Origin of the sequence: Dyella sp. SG562 (genome assembly GCF_011759495.1) — a bacterium.
Lineage (GTDB): Bacteria > Pseudomonadota > Gammaproteobacteria > Xanthomonadales > Rhodanobacteraceae > Dyella_D > Dyella_D marensis.
Window position 1 is genome coordinate 1 of record NZ_JAAOYS010000001.1, and the last position, 12,665, is coordinate 12,665.

Annotated in this window: 7 protein-coding genes; 3 read left to right on the top strand and 4 right to left on the bottom strand. The window is 65.2% G+C overall.

Translation table 11 applies throughout. The features are described from left to right. Positions 1–153: 153 nt before the first annotated feature. Genes FHW84_RS00005 through FHW84_RS00015 form a run of 3 tightly spaced genes read right to left on the bottom strand, consistent with a single transcriptional unit; the run spans position 154 to position 2,862 of the window. A complete protein-coding gene (locus FHW84_RS00005) occupies positions 154–846 on the bottom strand; it encodes an aspartate/glutamate racemase family protein (RefSeq protein WP_167252716.1) in 693 nt (230 codons plus the stop codon). Between the two features lie 14 nt (positions 847–860). Then, positions 861–2,222 (bottom strand): amino acid permease, encoded by a 1,362-nt coding sequence (locus FHW84_RS00010; RefSeq protein WP_167252087.1) that lies wholly within the window; start codon positions 2,220–2,222, stop codon positions 861–863. A gap of 25 nt (positions 2,223–2,247) precedes the next feature. Next, on the bottom strand, positions 2,248–2,862 hold the full coding sequence (locus tag FHW84_RS00015; protein ID WP_167252088.1) for a rhomboid family intramembrane serine protease: 615 nt from the start codon (positions 2,860–2,862) through the stop codon (positions 2,248–2,250). Between the two features lie 692 nt (positions 2,863–3,554). Here FHW84_RS00015 and FHW84_RS00020 point away from each other — a divergent pair. Next, positions 3,555–6,143 carry a TonB-dependent receptor gene (locus FHW84_RS00020; protein ID WP_208399555.1) on the top strand — a complete coding sequence of 863 codons (2,589 nt, stop codon included), beginning with the start codon at positions 3,555–3,557 and terminating at the stop codon, positions 6,141–6,143. Between the two features lie 136 nt (positions 6,144–6,279). On the opposite strand, the gene FHW84_RS00025 is transcribed toward FHW84_RS00020, so the two are convergent. Then, a complete protein-coding gene (locus tag FHW84_RS00025; protein WP_167252090.1) occupies positions 6,280–9,528 on the bottom strand; it encodes a TonB-dependent receptor in 3,249 nt (1,082 codons plus the stop codon). A gap of 379 nt (positions 9,529–9,907) precedes the next feature. On the opposite strand from FHW84_RS00025, the gene FHW84_RS00030 reads away from it, so the two are divergent. Continuing rightward, complete coding sequence (locus FHW84_RS00030) at positions 9,908–11,557, top strand: M28 family peptidase (protein WP_167252091.1); 1,650 nt, start codon at positions 9,908–9,910, stop codon at positions 11,555–11,557. A gap of 78 nt (positions 11,558–11,635) precedes the next feature. Beyond that, positions 11,636–12,283, top strand: a complete 648-nt coding sequence (locus tag FHW84_RS00035) for an oxidoreductase (RefSeq protein WP_167252092.1) — start codon at positions 11,636–11,638, stop codon at positions 12,281–12,283. Positions 12,284–12,665: the final 382 nt, after the last annotated feature.

Genomic DNA, 12,665 nt, shown 5'->3' on the forward strand with positions numbered 1-12,665 from the left:
CTTTGGTTACTTTCTCTTTGGGCCAGCAAAGAGAAAGTGACCCGGGCGCCGGCAGGCGCACGGAATGCCCGCTGCATAAGCGGCCAGTTCGCGGCACCGCAAAAACCAGGCGTGGTCGCCACTGGATCCCGGCCTACACCGGGATCACAACCATCACCCCAACATGAAATCCACAGCGGCCGCTGCATGCAACGCAGCCGTATCAAACAGCGGCACCGGGCTATCCTCCCGCCCAACCAGCAACCCAATCTCGGTACACCCGAGAACCACCCCCTGCGCCCCGCGCGCAGCACAATCCACCATCACCTCCCGATAAAACTGCCGCGAGGAATCGAGCACCACCCCCGCGCACAACTCCTCGTAGATGATGCGATGCACCTCGCGCCGCTGCCCTTCGTCAGGCACCAGGCACCGAATGCCATACCTCGCGCGCAAGCGCTCCCGATAGAACTCCTGTTCCATCGTAAAAGCGGTACCCAGCAACGCCACTTGATGGCAACCCGCCGCGCGCAGCGCCGCCCCCGTCGGATCCGCGATATGCAAAAACGGCAACGGCGTCGCCGCCATTACGGCATCAGCCACCTTATGCATCGTGTTGGTCGCCAGCACGATGGCCTCGGCGCCGCCGGCCTCCAGCCGCCGCGCCGAGGCGGCCAGCAGCTCCCCCGCGTGATGCCAGTCACCTTGCCGCTGCAACGCCTCGATCTCACCGAAATCCAGGCTGTCCAGCAGCAGCCGCGCCGACCGCAGCGGCCCCAGCCGCTCCCGCACGCCGCGGTTGATCAACTGATAGTAGGCAAGCGTCGATTCCCAACTCATGCCGCCGATCAGGCCAACCGTGCGCAGGCGGCGTTCCATCCTCATGCCGCCTGCGGGCCGAGCGCGCGCATCCGCGCACCGATGCCGAGAAACCGGTAGGCCAGCGACAGCAGCACCACCCAGCCGGCGCCCACGTACAGCGCCACCCGCGTGTCGGGGCTGTAGCCGAGCATGAACAGCACGAAGGCCAGGAACACCAGGCACACCACGCTGGTCAGCGGCCACGCGCGCAGCGGGAACTGCGTGGCGCCGTAGCGGCGGCGGAAGCTGAAGTGGGCGATCAGCACCATCATCCAGGTCCACACCGTGTTGAACGCCAGGATCGACATCATCATGGCGAAGATGCGCTCCGGCAGCAGGTAGTTCAGCACCACGCCCAGGACCAGGCACGCCAGCGTCACCAGCACCGCGCGCACCGGCACGCCGTGCTCGCTCACCTTGCCCAGGAAAGCCGGCGCCTGCGCCTTGGTCGACAGGCTGTACAGCATGCGGCTGCCGCTGAAGGTGGTGCTGTTGAAGCCCGACAGCGCCGCGGTGATCACCACGAAGTTGATCAGGCCGGCCGCCTGCGGAATGCCCAGCTTGCCGAAGGTGGTGACGAAGGGGCTGCCCTGCGTGCCGAGCTGGTTCCACGGGTAGATCGCCATGATCACGAACAGCGCGCCCACGTAGAAGATCAGGATGCGCCACAGCACCGAATTCACCGCGCGCGGAATGGTGCGCTCCGGCTGCGCGGCCTCGCCCGCCGCCATGCCGATGGTCTCGATGCCGCCGAACGCGAACACCACCACCGGCAATGCCAGCACCATGCCGGTAAAGCCGTGCGGGAACCAGCCGCCATGCCCCCACAGGTTGGACAAGCCCACCGGCTGGCCGCCATTACCCCAGCCCAGCCAGATCATGCCGGCGCCGCCGAGGATCATCAGCACCACCGTCACCACCTTGATCAGGGTGAACCAGAATTCCATCTCGCCGTAGACCTTCACCGCCATCAGGTTCAGGCCGCCGATCATCGCCACGCTGCCGAACACCCAGATCCACTGCGGCAAGTCGGGAAACCACTGGCGCATGTAGATGCCCACCGCCGTGCTCTCGGCCATGCCGACGCCGACCATCAGGATCCAGTAGTTCCACCCGGTGAGATAACCGGCGAACGGACCCAGATAACGGTGCGCATAGGTGCTGAAGGACCCGGCCACCGGATCGTGCACGGCCATCTCGCCCAGCGCGCGCATGATGATGAAGATCATCGCGCCGCCGAACAGGTAGGCGAACAGCACCGAGGGGCCGGCCAGGTTGATCGCATTGGCCGAGCCCAGGAACAGGCCGGCGCCGATCGCCATCCCCAGGGCCATGAAGGTGATATGGCGCGGGGTGAGCCGGCGCTGCAGGTGCTGAGTCATGAAGAAGAACCGCGAGGTGGAAAGGTCAGCGCATCAAGCGCCGCTTCGGTTTGACCGGCAGCTTGCCGCGCCAGTACTGCAGCAGCACGAAGCCGCCGAGCATGCCGCCCAGGTGCGCGAAGTGGGCGATGCCCGGCGCCCAGCCGGTGGCGCCGGAGATCAGCTCCAGCGCGGCGTAGCCGGAGACGAACAGCCAGGCGGGGATCTGCGCCGGGATCGGGAACAGGATCAGCTTCTCGTGCGGCCACAGCATGCCGAAGGCCAGCAGCAGGCCGAAGATCGCGCCCGAGGCGCCCAGCGTCGGCGTCTGGAAATCCTGCTCGATAAAGCGCAGCCACAGCAGCTGCAGGAGCGAGGCGGTGATCAGGCAGACGAAGTAATAGATGGTGTAGTTGCGCGTGCCCAGCAGCCGCTCGATCTGGCTGCCGAACATGAACAAGGCGTACATGTTGAAGAACAGATGCAGGAAGCCGCCGTGCATGAAAGCGTTGGTCACCACCTGCCAGGGCTGGAAGTAGCCGCTGCCCAGGGGCCACAGCGCCAGGGGCACCAGCAGCGAAGGCATCAGCTGCTGCAGCAGGAAGACCGCCACGTTGGCGATCAGCAGGTTACGGGTTACCGGAGCGAGGTCGTAGAACATGGGCGGTTCCGTGGGCAACGGCCAAGGGTAGCGGCTGAGCCGGGGCGCCGCCATCGGCGCCCGATGGCGCGGCGCAACATCCTGCGACAACTCGCCGCACCCATCCGGGGAACCTTGCGGGGCGCGGCCCGGCCGCGTGCCGGCAGCCGTTTTGCGCCGCCGGCGGCGAACGCGCATCGTCACCTCGGGTTGACATCGCCGCGCGGCGATGCACAAATAGCCGTCCATACGGCCGAACCCCCAACGCGCCGTTCCGTCCCCAGCAGGAATGCCACCGCTCGTGACCATCCAGGGTTATCGCCAGCTCGCCAGCACCACGCATCGCATGTGCGCGATGTGTTGCTGCTGTTGTTGTTGCTGATCGCGCGCTTTCCCTGTTGCCGGGCGCCAGTCCGGAATCCCCAAGCAAGCCAGCGTCCACCGGACGCCGCCGGGCCGGATATCACGATGCACTTCCCGCTGTTCTCCTCTTCGCCACGACACCGCCATGCCATCGCCGGCACGGGCTGCTGTTGTCGTTGCTGTCGAATGTGTCGCTGCGGCTGATCCCGCGACCCTAGGCGTTTTCCCGCGCCGCCATTGACGCCATCCCCACGGCGATCCCACGAACGCAGCTCCCCCGCTGCATCCCGCGCATCCATCGCACCTGGCCAGGAGCCGGGACGGCTGCGCCTACAGGAATGCTTCCCGCCATGAACACGATCCGCCTGCTTCCCTTCACCATTGCCACGGCGCTCGCGCTGTCCCCGCTGCACGCGGAGGAGGCCGACGACAAGAAGGCCACCCAGCTCGAAGCCGTCAGCGTCACCGGCTCCAATATCAAGACCACCGACCTGGAAGGCCCCAGCCCGGTGCAGGCCATCACCGCCGAACAGATCCGCAGCAGCGGCAAGACCACCCTCCCCGACCTGCTGCGCTCGATCTCCGCCAATACCGGCAACAGCGTCAACGAACAGCTCACCGGCAGCTTCTCCGCCGGCACGGCCGGCATCTCGCTGCGCGGCCTGGGCCAGAAGAACACCCTGGTGCTGGTGGACGGCAAGCGCGTGGCCAACTACGCCACCGCCTACGAACTGCAGGACACCTTCGTCGACCTCAACGCGCTGCCGCTGGCCGCGGTGGAGCGCATCGAAGTGCTGAAGGACGGCGCTTCCGCGGTGTACGGCTCCGACGCCATCGCCGGCGTGGTCAACATCATCCTCAAGCAGAACTACCAGGGCGCCGAAGTCGGCGCCAACGTCGGCGGCAGCACCGAAGGCACCGGCCAGCGCTCGAATAATTTCCATCTGCTGCTGGGCCAGGGCGATCTGAAGAAGGACGGCTACAACGTGTTCTTCGCGCTGGACGGCACGCGCAGCTCGCAGCTCAACCAGGACGACGTGAGCTGGCTGCGCGACAACGACTTCCGCGACAAGCCGGGCGGCCGCCTCAACTGGACGCCGACCAACTACTACAACAACGATCCCACCCAGGGCTTTGCCAGCGCCGTCGGCCCGGTGCGCAAAGTGCCTTACGGCGCCATCACGCCCGGCAAGAGCGGCGACACCTGGGCCTACAACCCGGCGCAGTACACCTCGCTGATTCCCGGCGTGGAGCGCTACCACGCCGTGCTGAAGGCGACGGTGAAACTCACCGACCAGATCGACGCCTACGGCGAGGCGATCTACAGCCGCAGCCACGCCGCTTTCGTGTTCAGCGGACCGCTGGCGATCGGCAGCGGCCTGCGCGCCTGGGACAACGCGAACCAGAAGCTGGTGAACATCGACACTACCTTGCCGGCCGGCAACCCAGCCAATCCCTATGGCGTGCCGACACCGGTGAACACCAACCTGTGGGACGTGGGCCAGCGCAACAAGCGCGACCGCACCATTTTCACGCGCTTCCTCGGCGGCGTTAAAGGACGTACCGGCGCATGGGACTGGGATGTCTCCGCCGAGCATTCCGAGAGCAGCCTGAAGGAATACGTCACCAACTTCGGCAACCGCTATGCGTTCCAGTCGCTGCTGGCCAATGGCGGCTACAACTTCGCCGCCAACAACCATTCGCAGCAGGCGATCGATGCGCTGCGCCTGTCCACCATCCGCCCCGCCGTATCGCGCCTCACCGCGGTGAATGCCACCGCCAGCACGCAGCTGTTCGACCTGCCCGCGGGCACGGTGGGCTTTGCCGCGGGCTACGAGTTCCGCAACGAGTCGATCAATTCGCGCACCTCGCAGGCGGTGCTGTCCGGCTCCGAGCTGCGTCCGGCCATCGACGTGATCCGCGGCTCGCGCGACGTGCACGCCGGCTATGCCGAATTCAACGTGCCGATTCTCGCCACGCTGGAAGCCGGCATCGCCGGTCGCCTGGACCACTACAGCGATTTCGGCAATGCCTTCGCGCCGAAGTTCTCGCTGCGCTACCAGCCGCTGGACTGGCTGCTGCTGCGCGGCTCGTACTCGCGCGGCTTCCGCGCGCCGTCGCTGCCGGAAATCACCCACAGCACCGCGGTGAGCTACAGCACGGTGGTCGATCCCTACGATCCGGTCACGCCCGGCCAGCGCCGCGGCTATACCGATGTGTTCGCCGCCAACCCGAAGCTGCGGCCGGAGCGCTCGGAGAACTACAACGGCGGCTTGGTGATTTCGCCCAGCGCCGACACCAGCTTCGGCGCGGACTACTACCACATCGTGCAGCGCGGCATCATCGGCCCCGACGACGACGCCACCCTGGTGCAGCGCAAGGACCCGCGCGTGCAGCGCGACGCACAGGGACGCATCAGCATCATCACCAACCAGTACCGCAACCAGCAGAGCCTGACCACCGACGGCGTGGACCTCAGCTTCCACCAGGCACTGCACACGGCGAACGCGGGCGACTTCGCGCTCGACGGCAACTGGACGCGCCTGCTCAAGTACAGCCAGCCGCGCGTGGCCGGCGATGCACCGGTGAACGGCGCGGGCACCAATATCTTCGGCTCGCTGCCGAAGTGGCGCGGCAGCACCGGGCTGACCTGGAGCTACCGCGACTTCGCCAGCACGCTGACCTGGTACTACGTGGGCGGCTACCAGCAGAACCCCGATAACCGCCTCACGCCGGCGTATCCGGAGCGCGTAAAAGCATGGAGCACCTTCGACCTGAGCATCGCCTACACCGGCCTGCCCAAGACCACGCTCACGCTCGCCCTACAGAACCTGCAGAACCGCCGGCCGCCGTGGGATCCATCCAACACCTACTACGACCTGACGCAGGCTGATCCGCGCGGACGCTATGTCTACCTCGGTGCGGACTATCGTTTCTGACCGGCTCGCATAGCGCAGAAAAGGCGTGCAGGCAGGCATCGGAGCGATGTCGTCCTGCACGGCCGTCCCGATTCAAAGATGGCCCGGCGCCCGCGCATGAATCGACACGATGCTCGCGGGACGAGGGCATCAAGCGTCAGAAATTTGCGCGCACATTGAAGTTGTAACGCGTGTCATTGCGGAAGAAACCCTTGGGCACGCTCAATCCTTCGGTGCTGATGATTTCCCGGGTACTGAATGTCGAATTCAAGATGTTGGCCGCTTGCAGCGATACCTTCAAATGATCATTGATCGCATAGATTAACGAAGCGTCCAACTGGCCTTGCGAGGCTGCCATGACGGGAAGGAAAGGGTAGATCGCCTCCCTGCCGGTAATCAGGTATTTCGAACGCCAGTGATAGGCGATGCGCGCGGACAGCGCACCATGCTCGTAGTACGCGCTGAAATTGTACGTATGACGCGATAGCTCATATGGCGGCAGCTTGAGCTGATTGATGCATTGCGTGGCCGGCGCATAACCGACGGGACAATAGCTGGCGGCGCCATGGCTCAAGTTGCGGTGCTCAATGTACGTGTAATTCAGCTGAGTGCCAAAGCCGGAAAGCCAGCCGGGCAGAAATCCATATTTCTGTGCATAAGCGAGCTCCATGCCACTTATGCTGCCCTTCTTCTTCAAATTCGCCAGACCGATGGTGTACTGCTCAGGATAGGTCACGCCATTGTTCGTGACCGTCGTTTCGACCACGCGCGTAATGGTCTGAATGGTGTCGTCCAACTGTTTATGGAACAGCATGGCGGACATCGCGCCCGTGGCGCCGAAGTACCATTCCAGGGCTAGATCGAGACTGTTTGCGGTAACAGGCATCAGATACGGATTACTGCCGCTATACCCATTCCCGACCGTCGGCACAGAGCTGCCATGGGTGCCATAGGGCAGCAATCCGCTGATCGACTGCCCTGCCCGCAATTGGTCCAGCGTAGGCCGATAAATCGACTTGGAGAACGCCAACCGGGTGATCAGATCGTCTGCCCAGCCGATGGACAGGTTGAAGCTCGGCAGCCAGTGGCTATAGGAGTTGCGCGCCTTGATCGGGGTGTATCCGCCATTGGCGAAGTCCATATACCGCCGCTGCTGCGCTGGTGTCAGCGCGCAGAACGTTCCCGGAGACGGTGCCATGCCTCCCCTCCCCTGGTCGAGGCAGTACTGTTCGACGCCGATGCCGTTGAGGATCGCCGCCTGGTTCGGCAGCACCAGGTAGCCCGCCGCCTCATCCCGGGTATGCACGTAGCGCATGCCGATATTGCCGCTGATCTGCGCGCCGTCAAGAAAATCGATGTAGCCATTGCCGAAATTTACGCGAAGGTAGGCCGCACGGGTCTGCTCCTGGTTGGAGGCAATCTCCTGCGGGAGGTAGTACGTACCCGGAACAAAGACATCGCCCGGGACGTATCGCGTGCGCTGACCGAGGGTGTAATACGGCCCTACCATGCCCGGCGGATTCAGGACCATGGCCCGCCGATTGACCTGCCTGATGATGGCCGCGGCCTGTTCGAACTGCATCAGGGGATGCAGCTTGAAATACGGTGCAACGAAGCCTGCAAAGTTGCCGCTGCCGAAACCCGGGAGCGTGAGTTTATGCAATGCCGCGATATCGGGCGTATCGCCGACAGTTACTGCGCTCTGCCCGTATGGAGAGCTGATGGTCTTGTAGTTGTAGGCCGAGTTCCGCGTCACTTCGCTCCGGCTGGAGTTACGGACGCCGAACTGGAGACTGTCGAGAAAACCGGCATCCACGCCGAATGTGCCGTCGAGGCGAAAAGCATGCTGGTCGCCGCGGGACTCCGCAAAATGGTCCTGCGCTGCCGCCCAATACATGTTGTCGGGGTTTGCGTAATACCGGGCCGCCGTTACACCGGGGTCAGGCGAAAGCAGGCTGACCCGGGGTGCCTTGCTGCGGTGCAGGGTAATCCTCCAGTCAGCCTGGGTCGTTTGGCGGATGTAGTAATAGAAATTCCTGAATGTAGAACGCGTGGCCTGCAGCTCGGCGCTCAAGCTCAGCCTCTCGTTGACCTTCCACTTCATGCCCAGGCTGTAGTCATCGGTGAGATAACGGTTCCTGAAAGCCGTACTGTTCAATAGCGTCGGCACGCCGCCGTGAGTGATCGGCGGGAAGTCCGATGAACGCGGCGCGCCCGAGATGACGCCCGACCGCAATACGCCGTTGGAATCGTACGTGGGTGCCGTACCTGCCAGAGGCACCGCGCAACCGGCAAGCGAAACGGAAAAGGCGCAGCCATCCGCTGCGGCTTGCAAAGTGCGCTCGTAGGTGGTCTCGGTGTCCGAGGCGCGATGCCACTCCAAACTGGCCTGCCAAGCCTTGCCTGGGCTTTCCCATTGCGTGGAAACGACATGGCCGAAGCGGGTGCTGGTCCGAGCCTGCACGCGCAGATCGGCGCCCACAGGTACGTAGACATATTGACCGGGCGCCAGCCCTGGATAGCCGTCAGTCCTTCCGCCAGGAAGCGAGCAACCTGCGCAACGCCGCTGAAAGTCGACCAGCGAGATCGCGTTTGCCTGCTGATCGGTGCGATCGTAGGCCAGGTTGAGCAGCACGCCCAAGCGGCCGATGCCGACGTCGCGGTTACGCCTGAACAAGGCGGAGATCTGCGGCGTAGCCCGCTGGTCCAGGCTGCCCCAGTAATTGCCAAGCATTGCCGATAGTTCCGTATCCTTGCTGCTGTCCAAGGGCTGACGTGTCCGGAGGTCGATCGAACCGGCGATACCACCTTCGATCATGTCCGCCGTCTGGTTCTTGCTCACCACAACCGAGCCGATCAGTTCCGGCGATACGGTGAAGAAATTCAAACCCTGACCACCGGCGGAGAACACTTCACGGCCATTGAACAGTGTGCTGACGTACGGCAGGCCCTGCAGGCTGATGTTCGAGCCCTGGACGGAGAAATGATCCGGGTCGGCAGCGACGCCAAAAGCGCTGACCGCTACGCCCGGCAGGCGCTTCAAAGCCTCGGTGACCGAGATGTCCGGCAGGGCGACTGCGTCCTGCGCATGAAGCGCATCGACCACCGTATCGGCGTGGCGCTTGATCTGCAGTGAGCGCCCCAGGCTCTTCGAATAGCCCTCCACGGTCACGCCATCGAGGAGCTTCGCTTCCTTTTCGTCGGTCTCTGGGGATACAGCTTCCTCTCCGTATCCCGGTTTCGCGACCGGCACTCCCGCGAATGGGGCCTGATCGCCCGATCGCGGCCGGAGAGGTTCGGACTGCGCATGCAAACGCTCCGTGGCGATCAACGCCATCGCAAGCGCGAGCAGCAATCGGCTCGACGGGATGACCCCGCGTACATGCGGATGGATTGGCGGCCCCATTCCTTCCTGCCTCCCAACATTCGGTACGCGCTGGTCGGCGCGTACTTTGGCCGCCTCCTGTCATGGAGGCCGCGGGAGCACAGCAAAGCGCACGGAAGCCTCCCTGATCTATAAGGAAAGCTCCCAAATTTCCTTACCATCGTGCGCTGCGGTGTGCCGATCGGCATGGCCAGCGGAACCGGCGCACGTGGACTTCTTTATTCCAGTGAGCGCTCGACGAGCACGCCGTACGAAAGGTCGGCGCGATGGCCGCTCCTGAGTCTTTCACGGTCGATCGCATGAAGCTGCCGCGCCCGCTGCTGAACGCGAAAACTTGCGCGTTTTCAGCGGGCCGCGGCGCGGTTACAGTCCTGCCGGTCCCTTACAGGGAGCCGGGGGAATGCGCCGTTTTCTATCCATCGTTGTGCTAAGCACCATGCTTGCTGCCTGCCAGCAGCATGCGTCGTCGTCGCGCGACGGCGAGATCGCGGCGAACTTTTCACCCGGCATCATGCCGGAGGATTTGGCCGTCCATTTTCACGCGCTGTCCGCGCCCGCGCTGCGCGACCGTTCGCCCGGCAGCGCTGGCGAGCGGCATACCGTCGATTACCTGATCGCGCAGTTCCAGCGCATGGGCCTGCAGCCCGGCGCCGATGGCAAGTGGACGCAGGACGTGCCCTATGTGCGCGGCAGCGTGATCCATCCCGAACGGATGACCCTGCAGATCGAAGGCGGCGCGCAGCCGCTGTCGCTCGCCTACGGCATCGACATGGTGGCCAACTCGCCCGCACAGCATACGAACGCGGCGATCGAACATGCACCGGTGGTGTTCGCCGGCTACGGCATCGACGACCCCGCGCAGGACTGGGACGACTACGCCGGCGCCGACGTCAAGGGCAAGACCGTGGTACTGCTGGCCAACGACCCCGGCTGGGGCAGCCAGGATCCGGCGCTGTTCCACGGCCGCACGCCCACCTTGTTCGGTTCCTGGCGCTACAAGCTGGAGCAGGCCGCGCGCCACGGCGCGGCGGCGGTGTTCGTGGTGCATGACGAAGCGGCGTCGGGCTATCCATGGACCGCGGTGCGCCAGCACTGGAGCAGCCCCTGGTACACCCTGCCCGGCGATGCGAATGCAGCGCCCGCCATCGCCGGCTGGCTGAGCGATGCCGCCGCGCGCCGGCTGTTCGCCAGCGCCGGCCAGGATTTCCAGGCGCTGCGCGCCGCCGCGCACCGGCGCGGCTTCCGCGCGCTGACGCTGGCGGCCAAGGCCAGCCTGGCATTCCAGAGCAGCATCAGCCAGGGCATGTCGCCCAACGTGATCGCGCGCATGAACGGCAGCAAGCAGCCCGGCGATGCGATCGTCTACACCGCGCACTGGAACCACCCCGATGCGCGCGACAGCCAGTCGCTGCACGGCGTGGCCGAGAGCGCGGCGGGCCTGGCCGGCCTGCTCGAACTGGCCGAGGCCTTCGCGCACCGCGCACCCAAGCCGCATCGCAGCGTGCTGTTCGTCGCGCTGACCATGGAGGAATCCGGCCAGCTCGGTTCGCGCTGGTACGTCGACCATCCGCCGGTGGCGCTGGAGCACACGGTGGCGGAAATCCAGCTCGACGCCTTGCCGTGGCTGGGGCCGAGCCGCGACCTGGACGTGCTCGGCTATGGCCAGTCGCAGCTGGACGATTACCTCGCCGATGCGCTGCAGAGCCAGCACCGCCGCATGCGCTCGGGCGACGAGCGGGCCGGCATGGAACTGTTCCGCTCCGACGCGCTGAGCTTCGCCACGCGCGGCGTGCCGGTGCTCTACGCCCGCTCCGGCCTGGACCTGCGCGACGGCGGCGACGCCGCCGGCCGCAAGCGCTACGGCGACTACCTCGCGGCCAGCGCCAGCGCCCCGCCCGCCGGTACCGCGCCGAGCTGGGACCTGCGCGGCCTGGTGGAAGACCTGCGCGCGCTGTTCATGGTCGGCGGCAAGCTGTCGACCGAAACCACCTATCCGCAGTGGAAGCCGACCGCGAGTTTCCACCGCCCTGTGACGGTGGTCGCGCGCTAGCGTTTCGGTCCGCTCGCGTTACGCGCAGCAAAGATGCGGCGTGGCAAGCTGTGCGCGTCAGGTCTCCATGCCGCACCCATGACCGCTGCGCCCCTCCACGTCCTGCTCGCCGGCGCCACCGGCCTCACCGGCGGCGCCGTGCTGCGCGAACTCCTGTCCGACCCCGCCGTCGCCCGCGTGCTCGCCCCCACCCGCCACGCCCTGCCACGCGCCCCCCGGCTGGAAAACCCCATCGGCATGCTCCACCGCACCCTCCCCACCCTGCAGCCGCCGCTGGACGTAGCCCTTTGCTGCCTCGGCACCACCATCGCCCAGGCCGGCTCCCGCGAAGCCTTCCGCATGGCCGACTACGACCTGCCCCTGGCCGTGGCGCGACGCGCACGCAAGCTTGGAGCGCGGCATTACCTGGTGATGAGTTCGCTCGGCGCGAGCGCCACGTCGCGCACGTTCTACACGAAGGTCAAAGGCGAGCTGGAACAAGCATTGATCGAACATGACTGGCCACAGCTGACCATCGTCCGCCCATCTCTGCTGCTGGGACCACGCAAGGAGTTCCGCTTAGGCGAGGCAGTCGCGGGACCGCTGTCGCGCCTGTTGCCCGGACGATGGCGCGGGATTCACGTGGAGACGGTTGCGCGCGCGTTGTGGAAATTGGCGCGAGAAGCGGGCGAAGGAGTGCGGATTGTCGAGTCGGATGAGTTGCGGCGCTTGGGTCGGGCAAGCTGACCTGCGTCATCGCGGGCGAATAGCGCCCAAGCGGCCCAAGGAATAACAGGCGTTACGCTCCGCCCGGCCCCTCACCCTGCCCTCTCCCCGGAGGGGAGAGGGGTGATGGCGTGAGGTAAGCAGGAACGAAGAACAAAAGCTGGCCTCAGTCCTTGAACATCCTCTTCGCCACGGCACGTTGAAGCACCCGCTACGTAAACGCACTGCCGTTTCGTGTAGACCCAGGTTAATCAGACTACCGCAGCCGCCCACTGCTCCTTCTAGTCGCGTCGCGAGCCGTTGCTCTCAGGCCATTCTCTCTTTGGTTACTTTCTCTTTGGGCCAGCAAAGAGAAAGTGACTCGGGCGCCGGCAGGCGTCCGAAATGCCCGCTGCATAAGCGG

Excerpts from the sequence above, each read along its gene's own strand:
- FHW84_RS00020 (WP_208399555.1), top strand. The coding sequence starts at position 3,555 with ATGAACACGATCCGCCTGCTTCCCTTCACCATTGCCACGGCGCTCGCG.
- FHW84_RS00010 (WP_167252087.1), bottom strand. The coding sequence starts at position 2,222 with ATGACTCAGCACCTGCAGCGCCGGCTCACCCCGCGCCATATCACCTTC.
- FHW84_RS00030 (WP_167252091.1), top strand. The coding sequence starts at position 9,908 with ATGCGCCGTTTTCTATCCATCGTTGTGCTAAGCACCATGCTTGCTGCC.
- FHW84_RS00025 (WP_167252090.1), bottom strand. The coding sequence starts at position 9,528 with ATGGGGCCGCCAATCCATCCGCATGTACGCGGGGTCATCCCGTCGAGC.
- FHW84_RS00035 (WP_167252092.1), top strand. The coding sequence starts at position 11,636 with ATGACCGCTGCGCCCCTCCACGTCCTGCTCGCCGGCGCCACCGGCCTC.
- FHW84_RS00015 (WP_167252088.1), bottom strand. The coding sequence starts at position 2,862 with ATGTTCTACGACCTCGCTCCGGTAACCCGTAACCTGCTGATCGCCAAC.